At 67.3% G+C, this 20,236-nt stretch carries 13 protein-coding genes, 1 tRNA gene and 1 pseudogene; 3 read left to right on the top strand and 12 right to left on the bottom strand.

Annotation, left to right across the window (positions count from 1 at the left end; all coding sequences use genetic code 11):
* Positions 1-244: 244 nt before the first annotated feature.
* The 4 genes from J2853_RS36120 to topA all read right to left on the bottom strand — a co-directional run bounded on the left by J2853_RS36120 (position 245) and on the right by topA (position 7,921).
* The gene (locus J2853_RS36120) at positions 245-1,426 is read right to left on the bottom strand and encodes a DNA polymerase III subunit delta' (protein WP_307565275.1); all 1,182 of its coding nucleotides are present in this window, start codon (positions 1,424-1,426) and stop codon (positions 245-247) included.
* A 21-nt stretch (positions 1,427-1,447) separates the two neighbouring features.
* Positions 1,448-3,511 carry a dTMP kinase gene (gene tmk, locus J2853_RS36115; RefSeq protein WP_307565273.1) on the bottom strand — a complete coding sequence of 688 codons (2,064 nt, stop codon included), beginning with the start codon at positions 3,509-3,511 and terminating at the stop codon, positions 1,448-1,450.
* A gap of 153 nt (positions 3,512-3,664) precedes the next feature.
* Positions 3,665-4,984, bottom strand: a complete 1,320-nt coding sequence (locus J2853_RS36110) for a metallophosphoesterase (RefSeq protein WP_307565271.1) — start codon at positions 4,982-4,984, stop codon at positions 3,665-3,667.
* A gap of 279 nt (positions 4,985-5,263) precedes the next feature.
* Positions 5,264-7,921 (bottom strand): type I DNA topoisomerase, encoded by a 2,658-nt coding sequence (gene topA / locus J2853_RS36105; protein WP_307565269.1) that lies wholly within the window; start codon positions 7,919-7,921, stop codon positions 5,264-5,266.
* On the opposite strand from topA, the gene J2853_RS48175 reads away from it, so the two are divergent.
* Positions 7,848-8,264 carry a DUF5703 family protein gene (locus J2853_RS48175; RefSeq protein WP_442480522.1) on the top strand — a complete coding sequence of 139 codons (417 nt, stop codon included), beginning with the start codon at positions 7,848-7,850 and terminating at the stop codon, positions 8,262-8,264. The genes topA and J2853_RS48175 overlap by 74 nt on opposite strands.
* 182 nt (positions 8,265-8,446) lie before the next feature.
* On the opposite strand, the gene J2853_RS36095 is transcribed toward J2853_RS48175, so the two are convergent.
* Positions 8,447-10,726, bottom strand: a complete 2,280-nt coding sequence (locus J2853_RS36095) for a chaplin family protein (protein ID WP_307565265.1) — start codon at positions 10,724-10,726, stop codon at positions 8,447-8,449.
* A 973-nt stretch (positions 10,727-11,699) separates the two neighbouring features.
* Positions 11,700-13,007: a M20/M25/M40 family metallo-hydrolase gene (locus J2853_RS36090; RefSeq protein WP_307565263.1), complete on the bottom strand. Its 1,308-nt coding sequence runs from the start codon at positions 13,005-13,007 to the stop codon at positions 11,700-11,702.
* Between the two features lie 166 nt (positions 13,008-13,173).
* Between J2853_RS36090 and J2853_RS36085 the strand changes: the two genes are divergently transcribed.
* Positions 13,174-13,259 (top strand) — tRNA-Leu (locus J2853_RS36085).
* A gap of 541 nt (positions 13,260-13,800) precedes the next feature.
* Here the strand turns inward: J2853_RS36085 and J2853_RS48045 are convergent.
* The 3 genes and pseudogenes from J2853_RS48045 to J2853_RS36065 all read right to left on the bottom strand — a co-directional run.
* Positions 13,801-14,913, bottom strand: a pseudogene (locus J2853_RS48045) (recombinase family protein); the annotation flags it as partial.
* 381 nt (positions 14,914-15,294) lie between these two features.
* The gene (locus J2853_RS36070; protein WP_307565255.1) at positions 15,295-16,182 is read right to left on the bottom strand and encodes a hypothetical protein; all 888 of its coding nucleotides are present in this window, start codon (positions 16,180-16,182) and stop codon (positions 15,295-15,297) included.
* The gene (locus tag J2853_RS36065) at positions 16,183-16,581 is read right to left on the bottom strand and encodes a hypothetical protein (RefSeq protein ID WP_307565252.1); all 399 of its coding nucleotides are present in this window, start codon (positions 16,579-16,581) and stop codon (positions 16,183-16,185) included.
* A 703-nt stretch (positions 16,582-17,284) separates the two neighbouring features.
* Between J2853_RS36065 and J2853_RS36060 the strand changes: the two genes are divergently transcribed.
* Positions 17,285-17,626 (top strand): GntR family transcriptional regulator, encoded by a 342-nt coding sequence (locus J2853_RS36060; protein WP_307565251.1) that lies wholly within the window; start codon positions 17,285-17,287, stop codon positions 17,624-17,626.
* 481 nt (positions 17,627-18,107) lie between these two features.
* Here the strand turns inward: J2853_RS36060 and J2853_RS36055 are convergent, their stop codons facing one another.
* From J2853_RS36055 to J2853_RS36045, 3 genes are all read right to left on the bottom strand, one after another.
* Positions 18,108-19,193, bottom strand: coding sequence for a tyrosine-type recombinase/integrase (locus J2853_RS36055; RefSeq protein ID WP_307565249.1), 1,086 nt, complete (start codon positions 19,191-19,193; stop codon positions 18,108-18,110).
* 218 nt (positions 19,194-19,411) lie between these two features.
* The gene (locus J2853_RS36050) at positions 19,412-19,909 is read right to left on the bottom strand and encodes a sigma factor-like helix-turn-helix DNA-binding protein (protein WP_307565247.1); all 498 of its coding nucleotides are present in this window, start codon (positions 19,907-19,909) and stop codon (positions 19,412-19,414) included.
* On the bottom strand, positions 19,906-20,217 hold the full coding sequence (locus J2853_RS36045) for a hypothetical protein (RefSeq protein WP_307565246.1): 312 nt from the start codon (positions 20,215-20,217) through the stop codon (positions 19,906-19,908). Before J2853_RS36045 ends, J2853_RS36050 begins: the two co-directional genes overlap by 4 nt.
* Positions 20,218-20,236 lie beyond the last annotated feature (19 nt).

Below are 20,236 nucleotides of genomic sequence, written 5' to 3'. Positions count from 1 at the left end.
AAATTTCAACCGAATGGTTCGACGTCCGGCCCGGCGTTTCGGATCCCACCCCATCGGCACGGGGGCGGTTCACGGCTCCGCCGGAGCGAGGCGCTTCACAGCCCGGATGCTCATGGATCGGCCGGAGCAACGGCATTCACGGCTCGTTCAGAGCGGCATTCACGGCTCGGCCAGAGCCGGGCCTTCACCGCCGGGCCGGAACCAGACGCGCACCGGCGGGCCGGTCAGGATCGCCGGAGCCCGGTCAGAGCCAAGGTTGCCGCAGCGAGATGGTCATCGCCTCCACCGCCATCTGCGGGTTGACGTTGGCGGCCAGCCGCCTGCGGCAACGCATGATCGCGTCGATCCTGCGCAGGGACTCCTCCGGGGTGGAGGAGCGAGCCAGAGCGTCCAGGTCGGCCCGATGGTCCTCGTTCGCCAGCTCCAGGTGCGCGCCGAACTGCACGGCCAGCACATCGCGGTAGAACGCCACCAGGTCGAGCAGGGCCGAGTCGATGACATCACGCTTGGTCCGGGTGGCCCGGGACTTCTGCCGATCCTCAAGATCCTTGAGCGCCCCGGCTCCACCCCGGATCAGCCCCTTGTTGAGCCCCTTGCCCGAGGACCCCTCCCCGTAGATCTGGCGAAGCTCGGCGATCTCCGACTCGTTCAGCACCGCTGTGACCGCGGCGGCCTCCTCCTCGGCGGTCTTCACCAGCCGCTCGGCGGCCATGACGCACGCCCCCACCCCGGTGAGCGACCTGGGGATGGCGAGCACCGAGTCACGGCGCTTGCGCGCCTCCTCGTCCAGGGCCAGCCTGCGTGCCCGGTCGATGTGCCCCTGGGCGGCCCGGGCGGCGAACTCCGCCATCGCCGGCGGCACGTTCTCCCGCGTGGCCAGCACATGGGCGACCGCGGCGGACGGGGGGGTGACGAGCGTGACCAACCGGCAGCGGGATCTGATGGTGATCATCATGTCGTCCGGGGAGGGCGCGCAGAGCAGCCAGACCGTCCTCGGCGGCGGCTCCTCGATCGCCTTGAGCAACGCGTTGGAGGCGCCCTCGGTGGCTCGGTCGGCGTCTTCGAACAGCACGACGCGCCAGCGGCCGAGCGTCGGCGCCCCGGCGGCGCGGAGGATGAGCTGGCGGGTGTCCTTGATCCCGTACGAGAGCCCCTGCGGACGGACGATCTCCAGGTCCGGATGCGAGCCGATCGTCACCTGGTGACACAGGTCGCAGTGACCACACCCCTGGTCGGGACAGAACAGGGCGGCGGCGAACGCCCGCGCGGCCTCCTCACGACCCGATCCGGGCGGCCCGGTGAACAGCCACGCGTGGGTCATCCCCGCCCCGCGTCCGCCGGCCAGCAGGTCGGCCCCGGCCTCCGCCGCCCGGCGAAGCGTTACGACAGCCCGCTCCTGCCCCACAAGGTCATCGAAGACTCCCACCCGCCTAACCTACCGCCGGCGTCAGTCGCGGATCGCAGGCATGGTCCCGGTGATGTCCTCGGACTCCTGCGGAACCGGGTCGGGAAGGAGCTCACGGACCCGGTCGTGGATGAGCAGGGAGATCTGGTCCTGGGGCAGGGTCCCGTCAATGATCACATAGCGGTCCGGGGCCGCGGCGGCCAGCGAGCGGAACTCGCGGCGCACTCGCTCGTGGAACTCCAGCGGCTCGGATTCGATCCGGTCGGCGGCCCCGCCCAGCCTGGCCAGGCCGACGGAGGGCGGGGTGTCGATGAGCACGGTGAGGTCCGGGACGAGCCCGCCGGTGGCCCAGGTGTTGACCTTCACCACGTCCTCCCGGTCCAGAGCCCGCCCGGCGCCCTGGTAGGCCAGCGAGGAGTCCACGTAGCGGTCGGAGATCACCATCGAGCCCCGGTGGAGAGCCGGCCGGATGATCTTCTCCACGTGCTCGGCGCGGTCGGCCGCGTACAGCAGCGCCTCGGACTTCGCCGACAGGCCCTGGTGCACCGCGTCCAGCAGGATCGCGCGCAGCCGCATGCCCACCTTGGTCGAGCCGGGCTCCCTGGTCTGCACGACGTCGAAGCCCTGGTCGCGCAGCCAGATCGCGAGCAGCCGGGACTGGGTGGTCTTCCCCGACCCCTCACCGCCCTCGAACGCGATGAACATCCCGCGCGCCTGCTCGGCCTCCTCGGGCACGAACCGCTCACCGCGCACCGCCGCGATCAGGTCGGAGACGATCGGGACGCCCTTGCGGTCGTCCATCTGCAGCAGCGCGACGATCCCGACGACCACCGCGAGCAGCCCGCCGACCACCAGCACCAGGTTGGAGCCGTCGAACTGGTACACCGGCTCCCGGCCGACCAGGATCACGCGCCTGCCGAACAGGCCCGCGAACGTCGGCGCCACCGCGACCACCAGCAGCAGGGTGACCCGGGCGAGCGACTGCAGGAAGGAGAACGTACGGCCCCGCAGGTTGTCGTCCACCTCCAGCCCGATCATGGTGTAGCCGATGATCCAGGCGATTCCCGCGCACGCCCCGAGCAGCACGGTCAGCAGGACGACGATCACCAGGTTGTGGACGAGCGCGATCGCGACGAGGACCACCCCCGCCACGATGATCGACAACCCGAACAGCCGCCGGCGCGACAGCTCCTTCAGGAGCTTGATCCCGAAGAACATGCCGGACGCCATGCCGGCGAAGACCGCGCCGAAGACCACGCCGTAGGCCGCGTCACCGCCGCCCAGCGCGTCCACGTAGATCTTGGCCACCCCGACCACCGCGCCACCGGCGGCGAAGGCGCCGAGCATGCCGATGATCAGGCCCCGGATCAGCCGGTTGCCTCCGACGAACCGCCAGCCCTCGAAGATCTGCCGCAGCACCGACGGGGTGGAGATCGCGGCGCCTCGGGTGCTCTTCGGGATGTCCTTGAGCGAGAAGATGATGAAGGCCGAGACGAGGTACGCGAGCGCGTTGATGAAGAGGGCCAGATAGGTGTCGCGTCCCGCGAGGAACGGGACCAGGTTGGCCAGGGCGTCGTCGGCGACCGACAGCGCCGCGAACAGCAGCGCGGCGATCGGGGCGGTGCCGTACGTGACCAGGAGGTTGAGCTGGTTCGCCTCCTCCAGTCGCTCCTTGGGCACCAGGTTGGGCACCGTGGCGTCCTTGGCCGGGACCCAGAAGAGGTTGACGCACTCGACCAGGAAGGTGGCGATGATCACCCACTGGTAGCTGCCGATCAACGGGATCGACAGCACCAGCGCGAAGCGCAGGAGGTCGCAGAAGAACATCGTCAGCCGGCGGTCGAACCGGTCGGCGAACACCCCCGCGAGCGGGCCCAGCAGGATGGCCGGGAGCATCTTCGCGACGAAGACGCCGCCGATGGCCAGGCTCTGGAACGTGTAGCCCTCCCCGGCGGTGAGGTTGCCCGCCAGGGCGGTCAGGGCCAGGAGGTTCAGCCAGTCTCCGAGGCTGCACACCGACATGGCCGTCCACAGCTTGCGGAACGGCGCATTGGCCAGCACGTGGGGGGGCTTGCGACGCGCGGTGTTCCGGCCGAGGGTGGTCATAGTGTCAGCGTATCCAGATGCTCGCCGGGCGGTGAAAACACTGGCCGGGCGGATATACCCGGCTGTCGTCGCACGAGGGTAGTACGTTCGGCCCGCAGTCCGCAGGTCACGCGAGCGAAAACAAATCCCCGCCGTCCAAGCTTTCGGTAATTTCTAGTTTTGGATCTCCAAAAGGGTGATTTCGGGTGAAGATCCTACTCGGACGGGCGGGCCCCAGAAGCCCGCGCCCCGGGTGACGTACACCTGGGTGCCGTCCATCTCGCCGAGACCGGAGACCATCGGCTGCTGCAGCGGGATGACCAGATTGAAGGGGACCATCTGCCCGCCGTGGGTGTGACCGGACAGCTGGAGGTCCACGCCGTACCTGGCCGCCTCGACGACCTGCACCGGCTGATGGGCGAGCAGGACCGTGGAACGGGAACGATCCCGGCCGCCCAGCGCCCGCTCGAAGTCGGGGCCGTCGCCCGAGGCGGCGCCGTTGACGTCGTTGACTCCGGCGAGATCGAGTACGGCCCCCGCGTGAGCGATCTCGACACGCTCGTTGCCGAGCGGACGGATCCCGAGCCCCCGGAGCTCCTCGATCCACTCCTGAGGGCCGTTGGCGGTGTAGTACTCGTGGTTGCCGGTGACGAAGTAGGCCCCGTAGCGGGATTCGAGGCTCCTCAGCGGCCTGGCCAGCGGACCGAGCTCGGCCACCGTCCCGTCGACCAGATCCCCGACGACGGCGACCACGTCGGCCTCCAGCGAGTTGATCATGCGGACGATCCGCTCGGTGTGCCGCGTGCCAGTGAGTGGACCGAGATGAATGTCACTGACCACGGCGAACCGCAGGCCGCTGAGGCGGGAATCCAGTTTGGGCAGCGTGACCTTGACCGACTCGATCACCGGATCGCCCAGAGCGGTTCGGATCCCCGTCCCGACCGCGGTCAGCGCTCCGGCCCCGGCGACGACGGCGGCGGTGCGCGCGATGAAGAGCCTGCGGCCCATCAGGTCCGGCCCCGCCTCGGAGCCCTCGGCCGGTCGCCCCGCGTGGGCGACGGGCACGGGCTGCTCGGCGGGCAGGGGCTGATCGGCCCGCACGGACTGGCCGGCGGGGGCGGACTGATCGGCGAGGGCCGCGGTCCGGGCCATGCGGCGGGCCACGACCGCCGACGGGTTCCAGCGGCCGGCCCCGCGCTCGACCACTCCCAGAGTCAGCACGGCCAGTGCCCTGGGGATCTCCAGAACCAGCAGAAACACGAACAGGTAGAACATCACCGCGAGCCAGAAGAACCCCGGCCAGGCCAGAGAATGCCCCCACTCGCTGCGGGAACCGATGAGCGTCACCGGGGCCAGCACCCCGAGACCGACCAGGATCCACGTCAGCACCCGGCGGATCCGCCCGGGCCGCGTGGTCGAACGGATCAGGCGGTGCCACAGGTAGTAGTGGACCAGCGCGACCACCCCGAGGACCAGCGCCACGAAGCCCACCATCGAAACGACCCGCCCCTCGCATTCGCCGGCCGTACCCGGCGGCGTTGCGAAGAACGACCGGGATGTCGGATGCGTTCCCTCAAAATCCCAGAGCCTCAAGATCTTTCGATCTTGAGGCTCTGGGACCTCGGGACTCCGGGACCGCAGAGCCTCGGGGCTTCACCGGCCCCTGGGCCCCTGCGAGCTCGTGACCTCGCGGTCTTTCCGTGGGCTGGAGCGCTGAGCCCGCTCGGCAGTTTTCGCCCGGCGTGCCCGGCCCCTCCGGCCGGTTTCCTCCGCTCAGGCCTTGGCCTTCGCGGCCTTCGCGCGGGTAGGACGCTTGGGCGCCGGGCCACGGGCGCGGCGGTCGGCGAGGAGCTCGGCGGCGCGTTCGGTGGTGATCTTCTCGACCTCGTCGTCCTTGCGCAGGGAGGCGTTGGTCTCACCATCGGTCACATACGGGCCGAAACGCCCTTCCTTGACCACGATCGGCTTCTTGGAGACGGGATCCTCACCGAGCTCGCGCAGCGGGGGCGCGGCGGCGGCGCGACCCCTGCCACGGGCCTTGGGCTGCGCGAACAGCTCCTTGGCCTGTTCCAGGGTGATCGTGAACATCTCGTCCTCGGACGCCAGCGAACGCGAGTCGGTGCCCTTCTTGATGTAGGGACCGAACTTGCCGTTCTGCGCCGTCACCTCCTGGCCTTCGAGCTCCCCCAGCGTCCTGGGCAGTGAGAGCAGGCGCAGGGCGTCCTCAAGCGTGACGGTGTCCAAGCTCATCGTCTTGAGCAGCGAACCGGTGCGCGGCTTGACCGCGTCGGCCTTCTTCGTCTTCTTCTTGCCCTCGGCCGGCGGCGCCTCCTCCGGGAGGATCTCGGTCACGTAGGGACCGTAGCGACCGTCCTTGGCCACGATGACGTGACCGGAGACCGGATCCTTGCCCAGCTCCCGATCGCCCGTGGAACGGGAGAATAACTCCTCGGCCCTTTCGGCCGTGAGCTCGTCGGGGGCCAGATCCTCGGGCACGTTCACCCGGGAACCGTCACGGTCCAGGTAGGGGCCGTAGCGGCCCACCCGGATCATGATGTCGGTGCCCCTGATCGAGAAGGAGCTGATCTCCTTGGCGTCGATCTCGTCGAGGTCGGTGACCATTTCCTTCAGGCCCTCGTCACCGTTCACCCCGAAGTAGAAACGGTGCAGCTCGGGCACCCGCTCCGCCCGGTCGTTGGCGATGTCGTCGAGGACCTTCTCCATGTCGGCGGTGAAGTCGTAGTCGACGAGGTGGCCGAAGTGCTGCTCCAGCAGGTTGACCACGGCGAACGCCAGGAAGGACGGCACCAGGGCCGTGCCCTTCTTGAACACGTAGCCGCGGTCCAGGATCGTTCCGATGATCGACGCGTACGTCGACGGGCGGCCGATCTCCCGATCCTCCAGCTCCTTGATCAGCGAAGCCTCGGTGTACCGGGACGGCGGCTTGGTCGCGTGCGACAGCACGTTGAGCCCGGCGGCGGTGAGACGGTCGTTCTCGGCCAGGTTGGGCAGGCGCTTCTCGGAGTCGTCGCGGTCGGTGGACGGGTCGTCCGCGCCCTCGACGTAGGCCTTGAGGAAGCCGTGGAAGGTGATGGTCCGCCCGGAGGCGCTGAACTCGACCCGCTCGCCCGAGCTGGACGTGCCCCCCACCTTGACGGTGACCGACTCGCCGACCGCGTCCTTCATCTGGGAGGCCACGGTCCGCTGCCAGATCAGCTCGTACAGGCGGAACATGTCGCCGCTCAGCCCGGTCTCGCCCGGCGTCCGGAACTCCTCGCCCGAGGGGCGGATCGCCTCGTGCGCCTCCTGCGCGTTCTTCACCTTGCTGGCGTAGACGCGCGGCTTGTCGGGCACGTACGCCGCGCCGTACAGCTTGATGGCCTGGCTGCGGGCGGCGGCGACGGCGGTCTCCGACAGCGTGATGCTGTCGGTTCGCATGTAGGTGATGAAGCCGTTCTCGTACAGACGCTGAGCGACCTGCATGGTGGACTTCGCGGAGAAGCCGAGCTTCCGGCTGGCCTCCTGCTGCAGCGTGGTCGTCCTGAACGGCGCGTACGGCTTGCGGGTGTACGGCTTGCGCTCGACGGAGTCGACCTTGTACGCGGTGCTCCCCAGCCGTCCGGCCAGGGCCTGCGCGGCCTGCTCGTCCAGGTGGAGCACATCGGCGCCCTTGAGCGTGCCGTTGCTCGCGAAGTCGCGGCCCTGGGCGATGCGCTTGCCGTTCACGCCGGTCAGCGTGGCGGTGAACTCGTGCGGGATCTCGTCGCGGCCGGTGTCGAACAGCGCCTGCAGGTCCCAGTAACTCGCGCTGGTGAACGCCAGGCGCTCGCGCTCGCGCTCCACGACCAGCCGGGTCGCCACGGACTGCACACGACCGGCGGACAGGCGGGGCTTGACCTTCTTCCACAGGACCGGGCTGACCTCGTAGCCGTAGAGGCGGTCGAGGATGCGCCGGGTCTCCTGGGCGTCGACCAGCCTCAGGTTCAGGTCACGCGGATTGGACACCGCTTCCTGGATCGCCCGCGGGGTGATCTCGTGGAAGACCATGCGGTGGACCGGCACCTTGGGGTTGAGCACCTCGCGGAGGTGCCAGGCGATCGCCTCGCCCTCCCGGTCCTCGTCAGTGGCGAGATAGAGTTCGTCGGCGTCCTTGAGCAGCTGCTTGAGCTTGCTCACCTGCGCCTTCTTGTCATGGTTGACAACGTAGAGCGGCTCGAACCCATGATCTACATTGACGCCCAGGCGTGCCCAGGATTCTCCCTTGTACTTCTCCGGGATGTCGTCGGCCTTCTCGGGGAGATCGCGAATATGCCCGATACTGGACTCCACGATGTAGCCATGGCCGAGGTACCCGGCGATGGTCTTCGCCTTGGAAGGCGACTCGACGATCACCAGGCGGGTTCCGCCGGCGTTGCCGTTCTTGGCTGGCACGCTGCTTCCTACCTCGCTGTTCGCATTCGTTCCCCGTTTTCCTTCACTCGGGTTACCCGATCTGGGTCGGGGGCACTCCCAAGGAAAGCCGCAAGGACGCAGAATAAAGCCCTATGAGTATCGACGTCCCCCAGCTCACCCTCGGAGACTAATCGCTGTGCTCGACTACTCCTACTTGGTTCTCCACCTTCCGCGAGGCACCTCCCGGGACGCGGCCAGGCGGATACTGACCGAACATGCAGAATACGGTGATTGGGAACTCGACCGTCTGCGACTGTATCCCGACGGCCGCCGGGACGTTCGACTGCGTCGCAAGATCATACGTGTGGCCAGGACGATGTGACCCTGAACATGGCTTTGCCCGCCCCGGGCCGCGCCCCCGGAACGGGCAAAGCTTCTGTGCTCAACCGGTCGAGGGGCTGTCGCACCCCGAGGGACGCGGCTACCCTTCCTCGCTACCGGCAAAGCGTCTGTGCGTCTCCCTCATAGATCTTGAGGAGACATGTCCAGTGAGTTACTGATGCCTTACTTCCTGCCGAAGCGGATGCGGCGTGTGGTCGCGAAGAGCGTCGCGGAGGCGGCGGCCGTGGCGCCGAGCACGAGAGCGAACAGCGCGCCGGAGTTCATCCCGGTCATACCGGCGGGCTGAGCGGCGCTCATCAGGCCGACGTCGCCGAGCGGAACCACGCCGCCGAGCGGGGAAGAAGGGGCCGACTCGGTCACGGAGTCCCGCGAGGTCGGAGCCTCGGCACTCCCCGGCGTGGCGGGCAGACCCGCCACCTTCTGCGCTTCTCCCACGATGGGCAGTTCCGGCATGGCGGCCGCGCCCTTCAGCTCCTCGATGAGGGGCAGCGCGGGCAACGCGGGCAGCGCGGCGACATCGGACGCCTGCCGGGAGGCGCTGCCGGTGTCCTTGGCATCGGAGGCGGAGGCCATGGGGAAGGAGGACATGAGGCCGCTGGTCCTGTGCTTGCCGATCCTGTGGCCGTAGTCGCCGCCGTGGCCGCCACCGTTCCAGTCGCCGGGGCCGTCACCGTTCCGGCCACCGCCGGGACGCCCGGACGGGCCGCCGACGTGGGCACCGCCGAGGCAACCCGCCGCGGCGTCGCCCAGGACGGCCACGGCGTTGCCGCAGACGTTGATCGGCGCGTTGATCGGCGCCACGATCTGGTTGCCGCCCAGGATCGAGCGGTCACCACTCGTACGGTTGCCACCGGCCCCACTGCCGCCGCCCGAGTTCCTGACCACGGCGCCGCCCTTGCAGCCGGCGAAGGCGTTACCCAGGACGGCCACGGCGTTGCCGCAGACGTTGATCGGGATGTTGATCGGCGCCACGATCTGGTTGCCGCCCAGGACGCTGCCCTGCCCGGAGGTGCGGTTGCCCCCCGCGCCGCCACCGCCCCAGCCGTTCTCGACGGACGAGCCACCCTTACAGCCCGCCTTGCCGCCGCCGATGACGTTGCCGCAGGCGTTGATCGGAATGTTGATCGGCGCCACGATCTGGTTGCCGCCCAGGACGCTGCCCTGCCCGGAGGTACGGTTGCCCCCCGCGCCGGATCCGGAGCCGGAACCGTTCCACCCGGGACCCGAACCGTGCATGCCGGGCCCGGAACCGTTCCACCCGGGACCCGAGCCATGCATGCCGGGCCCGGAACCGTTCCACCCGGGACCCGAACCCTGTACGCCGGAACCGGAACCGGAGCCGGAGCCGTGGACGCCGGAACCGGAGCCGTTCCACCCGGGACCCGAACCGTGCATGCCGGAACCCGAGCCGTTCCACCCCGAACCCGAGCCGTGGACGCCGGAACCCGAGCCGTTCCACCCCGAACCCGAGCCGTGGACGCCGGACCCCGAACCGTCCCAACCCGAACCCGAACCGTTCCACCCGGGACCCGAACCGTGCATGCCGGAACCCGAGCCGTTCCACCCGGGGTTCGAACCGTGTCCGGGCTTACCAGGCTTACCAGGCTTACCCGGCTTACCGGGCTTGCCCGGCCAGCCAGGCTCACCCGGCCAGCCGGGGCCGCCGGGGCCGCCGGGGCCGCCAGGCCTGCCGCCGCCGGTGACCTTGGCCCCGCCCTTGCAACCGGCGAAGGCGTCGCCCAGGACGGCCACGGAGTTGCCGCAGACGTTGATCGGAATGTTGATCGGCGCCACCACCTGGTTGCCACCCAGGATCGAGTGGTCGCCGCTCGTACGGTTGCCACCGGCCCCGCCTCCACCGGAGTTCTTGACCGCGGCACCGCCCTCGCAGCCGGCGGTGGCCTTGCCGAAGACGGCCACGGCGTTGCCACAGGCGTTGATCGGCGCGTTGATCGGCGCCACGATCTGGTTGCCGCCCAGGATCGAGTGGTCACCGCTCGTACGGTTGCCACCGGCCCCGCCGCCGTCGCCGTCGCCCGAGTTCTCGACGGAGGCGCCACCCTCGCAGCCCGCCTCGGCACGCCCGAACACCGACACGGCGTTACCGCAGGCGTTGATCGGCGCGTTGATCGGCGCCACGATCTGGTTGCCACCCAGGATCGAGCCATCTCCGCTCGTACGGTTGCCACCGGCCCCGCCGCCGTCGCCGTCGCCCGAGTTCTCGACGGAGGCGCCGCCCTCGGAGGAGGCGGTCGCGTCCCCGAGCACGCCGACGGCGTTGCCGCTGATGTCGATCGGCAGCTTGATCGGCACCTTGAGCTGGTTGCCGCCGCCGATCGAGTGGTCGCCGATGGTGTCGGCGGAGGCCGTGCCGCCGCCCATGGTCATGACACCCAGCGCGAGCAGTGCCGCGGGGGCTGTGCCCTTAACCCACGTACGCATTATTGAAGCTCCTAGCGTTTTTCTTGGGGGGACCTGACATCCCGTGACGGCATGCGAAGCCATACGAGGTCCTGACGAGCTCGCACAGCGGAAGCTCCGACGACCGTCACGAGGGATGGAAATTGCTGCTTGTCGTCCTGCTTGTCACTCGCCGACGGAGTGGCTCCCCTGGGTACGGGGATCGAGGCACGCTCCGTGAGCTCCGGGTAGGCCCGAAGGGGCGAGACCGGTCTGCGAGATCGGGATCAGTCAGGAGAGAAAGAAGGATCGTCCGCCGCTGTGCGGACGACAGGGGGGAGCACACACGCCGCGGGGGCGCGCTGTGACATGAGCCGCGGGTCGTAGACGAACCTCGCGACATCCCCCGGACCCGGTCCTGAAAGGCCGGATCCACCACTGGTCTGGGGTACGAATCCGTTCGAGCCAGAACTGTGGCCGACGGTGGCGGGGGCCGGGGATCCCGGCTTCGATTGGCTGGTGAGCCCGTCCACACCTCGCCCCGCCATGGCTTCGGCGGTGTCCGTCGCCGATAGGACGCCACTTCCCGTGGGGAAGTCACCGGCCCGGAGGGCCGATCCGGAAGCGGCTGTGTCGAGGGCTCCGGAGCGCGCTGCTCCTGCCTCCGCGGTGGTGTGCGCGGCCGCCGGAGCGGCGCAGATAAGCCCGAAGACGATCGTGAGGAGCCATCCGGCGGCCAGCAGGCCGCCGATCGCGAGAACTCGCCTGACGATCTGCCGAGTGCCGGCCGCGAACCGCGCCATCCGGTCACCCCGGGCGAAGATCGTCTCATCGACGGGAACGGTCACGGGCACGCGCCGAGCAGCGGGCGAGAACGCCCTCCACTGCTCTTGCGGCGTGCGTGCCACGCGACCTCCCAAAGCTCCTGATCGGGCCCGCTTGAGCACGAGCCATGCCTCAACGGAGAGTTACGTTAGCACTACGATGAGTCAGCACAATGAGTTTCCAGAGAACGTCAGCTTCCGTCCAGGAACCGGTCAAGCACCCGGACTCCAAAACGCAGCGAATCCACCGGCACCCGCTCATCTACTCCATGGAACATGCCGGAGAAGTCCAAGCCCGCCGGCAGCTTCAGCGGCGAGAACCCAAATCCGCGCATACCCAGCCTGCTGAACGCCTTCAGGTCCGTGCCCCCCGACAGCGTGTACGGCACGGCCAGCGCGCCCGGATCCTCGGCGAGCAGCGCGTCGGTCATCGCCCGCACCAGTGCCCCGTCGAACCCGGTCTCGATGGCGATGTCGTGATAGACGAACTCCCTGCTCACGTTGGGGCCGAGCAGCTCGTCGATCGTCTCGAAGAACTCCTCCTCGTATCCCGGCAGGAAGCGGCCGTCCACGTGCGCGGTCGCGCTCTGCGGGATCACGTTGGCCTTGTATCCGCCCTCCAGCATCGTGGGGTTGGCGGTGTTGCGCAGCGTGGCGCCGATCATCCGGGCCAGCGGGCCGAGCTTGGCCACGGTCGCCTCGGCGTCGTCCAGGTCGAGCTCCAGCTCCAGCGTCTTGGAGATCTCCGTGAGGAAGGTCGTGACCGTCTGCGTGAGCCGTACCGGCCATTCGTAACGCCCGATGCGGCCGACCGCCTCGGCCAGCTCGGTGATGGCGTTCTCACTGTTGAGCATCGACCCGTGCCCGGCCCGGCCCTTGGCCGTCAGCCGCATCCAGGCGATGCCCTTCTCGGCCGCCTGGATGAGGTAGAGCCTGCGCGCGTCGTCGATGGAGACGCTGAACCCGCCGACCTCGCTGATCGCCTCGGTGCACCCTTCGAACAGGTCCGGGTGCTTGTCCGACAGCCACTGCGCGCCGTACGTACCTCCGGCCTCCTCGTCGGCGGTGAACGCCAGCACGACGTCCCGCGGCGGGCGGCGGCCCTCGCTGAGCCGCTGCCGGACGACCGCGAGCATCATCGCGTCCATGTTCTTCATGTCGACCGCGCCGCGCCCCCAGACGCATCCGTCGGCGATCTCCCCGCTGAGCGGGTGGTGGGTCCAGTCGCCGGGGTTGAAGGGGACGACGTCCAGGTGCCCGTGAAGGAGCAGCGCGTCGCGGGAGGAGTCCTCACCCGCGATGCGGGCGATCACGTTCGCCCTGCCCCTGTCCGACTCCAGGATCTTCGGCTCCAGCCCGACCTCGGCCAGCTTCTCGGCCACGTACTCGGCGGCGGCCCGCTCGCCGGGCCCGGCGTTGTCGCCCGCGTTGGTCGAATCGATCCGGATCAGGTCACTGCACAGCTCGACGACCTCGTCCTCACCATTGAGCACGGTCATGTCGACTCCTTTATTTCGTAACGACTCACACCTCCCATCCTGCCGCCGCCGGGCCGCTTCCCACAGCCCTCCAGGAGCTGATCGCTTACCGATATGACGCGGGCTCAAGAGTTTGCTAACCTAAGGTCCGCCGACGAGGGATGACGGTCCCTCGTGCAGGCACCACGTCCGGGTGGCGGAATAGGCAGACGCGCTAGCTTGAGGTGCTAGTGCCCTTTACGGGGCATGGGGGTTCAAGTCCCCCCTCGGACACGTTCGATTCGCCCATGAGGTCCTGGTCAGACGTAGAGCTGACCAGGACTCTTCGTGTGCTGGGGTGGTAGGTCAGCCGAATGCCGAGATTGGCGTACAGCCGGGCCTTCCTGACCGGCTCAGCCTTTCCCAGAAGCTGTACTGCGTCACCCATGGTGTTCATCACCTTCGCAAGGTCGTCTCGGGTGAGCTGCCGCCTGCGGTTCGGTTCACGGCGCAGCTGTGCTTCGACTCGGATCTTCTTGGCTTGTTCCTCTCTAATCCAGCCGGCGACGACAGCCGGGTCCGCACCCGCCTCCAGCGCGGCGCGATGCTGGGCGAGCTTTCGATCGCATTCAGCCAGTTGACGCCGCGCCACGGCGAGACTCTCATGCTCCGACGGCTCGATCCGTTGAGCTTCGACCAGAAGGTCGAGCGTCTCATCGACTCGATGAGGAACGAACAACCTCCCCAGCCAACGATCAAGCTTCGGAACGATCGCGTTCTCTCGGATGTAGACATTGCGAGGGTGCATGACCCGATTCGCCAGGGCGTACTCCTCGGGAAAGCGGCACCGGTAGTACGGCGCCTCGTTGGACCAGTTGCCCTGCATCCGTCGATCACATACCCCGCAGAAGAGCAGCCCTCGGAGGATGTACGTGTGGCTCGCGGCCTTGAGGCGGCGACCGGTCTGCCGCCCACCGCGCCCGGCGAGCAACTCTTGGACGACCTCGAAGTCCTCTGCGGTCACGATCGGCGGTTGCGCGATCTCGTCTGACCACACCCACTCCTCGCGCGTGTTCCAGCGGAGCTTGGTGGCGTGGCCGAGGCCGACGTCGTCAACGTCGATAAGGACTTCGTCTTTTCGCTGCCGGTTCCAGACCTGGCGGCCGGTGTAGCGAGGATTGGTGATGATGGCCCGTATTGCGCTCTTGGACCATGCGATCCCGGATCTGTGGCGGTTGCGGCCCGGGTCGTGGGCCGAAGGGCAGGGAATGCCATCGGCGCTCAGGCGTTCGGCGATGGCGTAAAGACCACGGCCTTCCAGGAACTCACCAAAGATCCGGGCCACGACGGCAGCGGCGAACTCGTCGAGTTCCAATCGGTGCTGCCGCTTGCCTTCGGCCGCCTTGGCGGGATTGGGATGGGGACCGGCATCAGCCAAGCGATAGCCGTACGGCGGCCTGCCCCCAAGGAAGCGGCCTTCCACCTGAGCTTGGGCCTTCATGGCGCTGCGCACGCGGATCTTGATGCGATTGCGCTCGCCCTTGCTCATCCCGGCGAACACGCTCATGACGAGGTCATGGGCCTCGTTGTTCGAGTCGATCGGGCCGCCCACCTCGGGCACCCAGAGCGAAACCCTGAAGTGCTCGAAGACGGGAAAGGTCAGGCCGTACTGGTTGCCGTAGAAGGCCCGTTGCGGCTCACCGATCACCACCGCGTCGAAGCCGCGGTCGGGGTTGCGTAATTCGGCGAGCAGCGCCGCCGCGTGCGGGCGGCGCTGCCAGGGGATCGAGCGGGACTTGTCGACGTCGAAGAACTCGGTGACGATCACGCCCCCGCGCGACTCGATGAGCGCGCGGGAGCGGGTGATCTGCCAGCCTCGCGAGGACTGCGGATCCTGCTTGTCCTCGGTGGAGACCCGGCCGTAGAAGGCGAAGCGGATGGTGTTCATGGGTTCTATGCGGCGTTGGGGTGGTTGACAAGCATGGCGGGGTGAGCCTCCAGCAGGATGGCGAGCAGTTCCGTGGCGGCGCTGGGTGTCAGGCGGGGCGGTCCACTTGGTAAGACGATGTGCGGAGTCGGCTGTTTACGAGTGGTGGATGCGGTCATGATGAGAGGCGCTCCTATGCGTTCGTTGCTGGCGGGTAGGGGTGCGGCCCCGGCGACGTGCTTGGCGGTACTGGAGTCGGGGCCGTTTTGCCGCCGTACCTTGGCGTAGATCCGCACGTCGCGGCTAGCACCTCGGCAGCGCAGCGAGTCGGATGTTTCCGTGACGTCGAAAGCGCAGGCTGCCTGCGGTGCTTTCTCAAGCAGGACGGTGCTTTGCGTCTGGTCATGATGCAGGTCTCTTAGCTACGAGTGGGTGGCACGCCGGGCAGCGCGCCACGGTGTTGTCGCGAAGTTCCATTTGCCGGGTGCGTTCGTCGCAGTGACCGCACCAATCTGGGGCGATCCTCAGCGAGGGACTGGGCTCGACGCCCTCGACCGCAGGCAGGAACTTGTCAGGGTCTTCCTCGATTGCCTTGGCCACGTAGCGACTGCGGTACTTGACGGACCGGCCATCGAGGATCGCGTGGCGGATCGCGGCCGCGTCGAGGAGGCGGATCTCGCGGCCGGTCAACTCAGCCAGGAGCTGGACGATACCGCGATCGATGGAGTCGTCGTCGTTCGCCCAGGCACGCGCGTTACGACGAGAAGACGGACGAGAAGACGACTGATTGTCTTCATCTTCTTCCGTCCTAGTCCCCTTCGGGGACTGGACGGAACTGCGTGGCGTTAGTAACGCGTTACGTTTGGCGTTACTAACGCCACCGTCGACGGCGTGTGGCTCGGTCCGGTTGTGTCGCCTGTCTCGCCACCTTTTCTGCCGCTCGGCGTTGGCCTTCCGCTCTTTCTCCACCCGCTCCTTAGCGGGCACGAATGCGAAGAAGTCATGGATCACCCACCCCTTCGCCACAGGCGCCGGGCAAAGATCGGAGGGACACTCTTCGCCAGGTAGATGCCAGGTACCCCGGGACACGAGTTCGGTGATGAAGCGCAGCGGCTTTCGCACTCGCGGACACACGTCGATCAGGTCTTCCTGGAGTACCGCACCGTCGGTCAGGTTGTGGGCACACCAGAAGATCGCTGTGAAATGTATACGAAATGCGGCGTCCGACAGGCCTGCTACCTGCCTTCGAGTCGGGAATCGGTCGTCGAAATACAGCCCTTCCCGTTTCATCTAGTGCTTGCCTCTGTACGTCAGATGCAGACCGGCCGTGGCGTTGAAGGCACGGTCGATTCGGAGCGCGAGGTCACGTGCTGTCTTCTGAGCTGCCGTAATTTCTGACAGAGCCTTGTCAAGACGCTCGTCGGGGTCGCCATGGTCGTCACCCAGTTGCCCGGATTCCTGCATGCGCCGCAACGCCTCGCCGAGTTGCCCCAGCAGTTGATCAAGCCCAGCTGTCGAAATGCTGATACGGCCGAGGACGTCGTACACGGTGGACGGATAGGTGACGCCGACATGGGAGAGCGTGGCGTGGTTGAGGACGCGGACAGCCTCGGATACGGCTGCGGCGACCTCGCTGGTGTAGTCGTCACCATGGGGGCCATCTGACGACAGCCAGACGGTGTCAGCCATCGACCTTGACTCCGATCGCTGAGATCTTGTCAAGATGCCTGCGTCCCGTCAGAGTGGTGACGAGAGTCAGCAGCCGACGCATGAGCCATCGAGGCATCCCTAGGGTGTCCGTGCTCGCGATGGATGGGATGCTGAACATGACCTACTCCCTTCGAGTGGGTCTAGCGGGAGGCCCGGCGCCAGCCAGCCTGCAAGCAATGCGGGCGCCGGGTCCTCCTGTAGTGAACTTGCAGAGGGCCAACTTCATGATTCGGCGGGGAGCTGTTCAGCTACGTCGACATACGCAGTTGTCCGCTTCTCATCTACTGGTGCTCCCCAGACGTCCCACCCCCTTGTGTTCCAGGAACCACGTACGTAGCAGACGTATCTACCATGATGACACAAATAACTTTACTGTTCTTGACTCATGAAGTCAGAAGGTTCGCCTCGCGCTTCAGTGCCTCGTGATCCCCCTGCCGTTCTCATCACCTTCACACCGCACCGCTGGTTTGCCATGCGCGCACATCCATCCGTCTAGTGATCCAAAGTACGGCCGACATCACACCAGGCCGGAGCCATCAGCCCATGGCGATCGCTCTCACCTTTCCTCCTTGCCTGGCGATCAGATTGGTCTAGGTAGATAGTACTGTACTAGTTCAATTTAGGTATAGCTCAACTGTGCTTTCCTAGTACAGCTGAAGGGCTTAGCCTTGGTGTTGTGTCCGTGCCTGATTTCAGCGATCCTCAGCCTGCCTACCTGCAGATTGCAGACGACCTGCGTCAAGAGGTGGCGGCAGGTCGACTCAAGCTCGGCGAGCGGCTTCCGGCGCGGCGGCAGTTAGCCCAGCGCTACGGCGTGGCCGTCGAGACGGTCCGTCGAGCCTTGGACGAACTCGCGCACGATGGCCTGATCAGCACGCAATCGACGCGCGGCACATACGTGGTCAAGACTCCTGACCAGAATGAGCCGTTCTCCGAACTTCAGCAGGCGATGACCGAGGTGCGCCGGCTGGCCGAACGCGTAGAAGGTCTGGAGTCTCGCGTGAAAGACCTCGAAGGCCGCTGACCCCCTCCACGCGCTCCTTCGAGCTCCGTCCCTTCAGAACGTCGCGCGTGCAATGCCACGCACCTTCGAGGTTCCTCCTTCTTGGGACTCCGGGCTCTTCCTCGGCAGCAGCCGAATCGGCCATCATCGGCCTGCGAGGAAGACCCGAGCAACCGCGATTCTCACCGGCCGTTGAATAAGATCGTTTCTGACGGTTCCGGCTGGGTGGCGTCTTCTCCCAGAGCTCGCGAAAGGCAGTGAGGGGCAGACCAAGTAAGCCGGAAAGGGGCAACGGCGGCGGGCACGTAGGACAAACATCAACTCTGTCCGGAATGATCTCAGCCCCTCAGGGTGTCTGACCAGGTCAGCGCAGCGAGATCACTGTGGGAACCAATCCGGCCCCATACCGGGCACAGCTACCCACTGCCGAAACCTCAACTTCCGCCTCCACCGCCCGACCAGCCCTATTAGCCCTTTCCGGCTTACTTGTCTGCCCCCATGATCAGTAGTCGAGGGCGCGGTCGACGAGGTCGGCGACCTCGGTGGCCGAGGCGCGGAAGTAGCGGGCGGTGGTCTCGATGGAGGCGTGTCCGAGGAGGGCTTGGATCTGGGCGTGGTCGGCGTCGGCTTCGCGCAGCCGGGTGGCGTAGGTGTGGCGCAGTCGGTGCGGGCGCAGGCCTGGCAGTCCGGCATCCTTGCCGACTGCGCGGACCACGTCGGTGACGCCGTCGACCGACAGCCGTCCGCGCTGGCCGGCCCACGGTCCTTCGCCGACCGCGTCCGCCAGGGCGGGCCGCGCGGCCAGCAACTCGGCGCGCGCGAGCAGCCAGGCGGTCAGGCGTTCGCGGGCCGGGACCGGCAGCGGGACGGTGTGGACCTCGTCGCCTTTGCCGTGCAGGCGGGCGGTGCCGCTGCGTGCGGTGATCGATATGTCGCCGACGCGCAGGCGTTGGCATTCCTCGGCGCGGACTCCGGCGCCGAGGAGCAGAGCGATGAGGGCTGAGTCGCGGGGGCCGCGCCGGTCGGCGGCGCGGCGCACCGCGTTCTCCTGCGCCCGCGACAACGCATCCGGAGCTCCAGGCTTGGGGACCCGGGCGCGTTTGACCGCCAGGCGCAGCGCGGGCCCGTGCTCATACAGCAACGTCACTGCCGCCAAGGCCTGATTCACCGTCGCCGGCGACGCGCCCGCGGCGAGCAGGTGTCGGCGCCAGGCGGTAATCGCGGCCTCGGCGCCGACCAGGTCGACGAACGCGTCCGCGTGCTCGGCCGCATGCGCGAGTAGCCAGTCGCGGTAGGCGATCGCTTGGCGGCGGTAGGCGGTCACCGTGTTCGCCGCCAGCGCGCACCGATCGAGATGCGTGCCGAACGCGGCCAACGCCACCTCCGCGGCGGCGGTCACCGATCCCGGGTCGAGGCCAGGCCGGATCGCCACCACGTTGCCCGCGCTAATCCCTCGCCGATCGGCAATGCGGTTGTCGACTGGGCCGCCGTTCTGATCGCCACCTTGATTGCCGCCCCGCTCGTCAACCTGGTTGCCGGTTGTGTCCTCGCCACCGTTGTTGATCTTGGTGTCGGCACTCGCGGTCACCCTCCGGACCTCTCCCCTTATTATCCGGGGAGTTTTTCCGGCGTTAGCTCCGGGCCCGGCTGGATGTTATCCGGGGAGATCCTACTGAGACTCCCCGGATAATCTTACTTATCCGGGGAGAATTGCGATGGAGGATGTCGCGCCACGATGTCGAGCGTGGCAAGTCCAACCGGACCGTAGATCAAAGATCACGGTTCCGATGCTCGTCAACCCTCGAGTTATGGGGAGTCCGCGCGAGTGCGGCGAGCTCGGTAGGCCGCCTGCCGACACCGGTTCGAGCAGTACTTGCGCGGGCGGCCGCCGCCGAAAGCAAGGTTGGCGGAGGCGAAGCGGCGCTCGCGGCAGTGAGAGCACCAGATGATGTCGGTCGCCTGCGGGACAGTCACCCCAACAGCGGAGGTCTTGGGCATACGCCAGACGTCGATGATGTCGACCGCTTCACCCTCTTCCATCACTCGCAGCACACTGCTTCGGGATGGATGGCTCAACGTGTCAAAAGCCTTTTTCAGGATTCGCCAGATCTCATTGTTGCTGACCCCGTACAGCCTTCCGATCTCCCGCAGGCTCATGGGTGGGTCTGTGGTGATGCCGAAGGCCATGCAGACCGCATCAAGCTCGCGTTGAGGAAGGGTCTCCAAGAGGGAGGCTAGGAGCGGTCCTTCGTCCAGGGCAAGCCGGGAGACGGGGTCGTTGATCGTGCGACGTCGCCTGGTCACTGTCCTGTCCCTATCGCGTCGATGCCTTGGCTGCCAGTCTGCTCCTGCGGGCTGGCCTCCTGCACCATGGCGGGGGAGACGACCGAAGCTGGCATGGTGAGGGCGCGGTTGAGCGGACGCGCCAGACCACCGAGCAACTGAGCGAGCACGGGGAGAACAGTAGGCAGGTCGCGTGCGTCGGTTTTGTTGATGGCCGCCTTGGCGATCGCGTACACCAGAAGGGCGATTACCGCGATGGTCGCCAGCCAAGCACCGATCAGCAGAACCGGCCAGGGCAGCGCGGTGAGCGATGAAGAACGGGGGAACATGGCTTTCTCCCAGAAAACA

The organism is Streptosporangium lutulentum (assembly GCF_030811455.1).
Taxonomy (GTDB): Bacteria; Actinomycetota; Actinomycetes; order Streptosporangiales; family Streptosporangiaceae; genus Streptosporangium; species Streptosporangium lutulentum.
Note: the sequence above shows the minus strand (reverse complement) of the source record. Positions and strands in the feature narration are given on the sequence as shown.

What these genes read in the sequence shown, in the direction of transcription:
- tmk (WP_307565273.1), bottom strand. Translation starts at nt 3,511, where the DNA reads ATGACCACCCTCGGCCGGAACACCGCGCGTCGCAAGCCCCCCCACGTG.
- J2853_RS36110 (WP_307565271.1), bottom strand. Translation starts at nt 4,984, where the DNA reads ATGGTGGGCTTCGTGGCGCTGGTCCTCGGGGTGGTCGCGCTGGTCCAC.
- J2853_RS48175 (WP_442480522.1), top strand. Translation starts at nt 7,848, where the DNA reads ATGGTCTTCGCCTTGGAAGGCGACTCGACGATCACCAGGCGGGTTCCG.
- J2853_RS36095 (WP_307565265.1), bottom strand. Translation starts at nt 10,726, where the DNA reads ATGCGTACGTGGGTTAAGGGCACAGCCCCCGCGGCACTGCTCGCGCTG.
- J2853_RS36090 (WP_307565263.1), bottom strand. Translation starts at nt 13,007, where the DNA reads ATGACCGTGCTCAATGGTGAGGACGAGGTCGTCGAGCTGTGCAGTGAC.
- J2853_RS36070 (WP_307565255.1), bottom strand. Translation starts at nt 16,182, where the DNA reads ATGAAACGGGAAGGGCTGTATTTCGACGACCGATTCCCGACTCGAAGG.
- J2853_RS36065 (WP_307565252.1), bottom strand. Translation starts at nt 16,581, where the DNA reads ATGGCTGACACCGTCTGGCTGTCGTCAGATGGCCCCCATGGTGACGAC.
- J2853_RS36045 (WP_307565246.1), bottom strand. Translation starts at nt 20,217, where the DNA reads ATGTTCCCCCGTTCTTCATCGCTCACCGCGCTGCCCTGGCCGGTTCTG.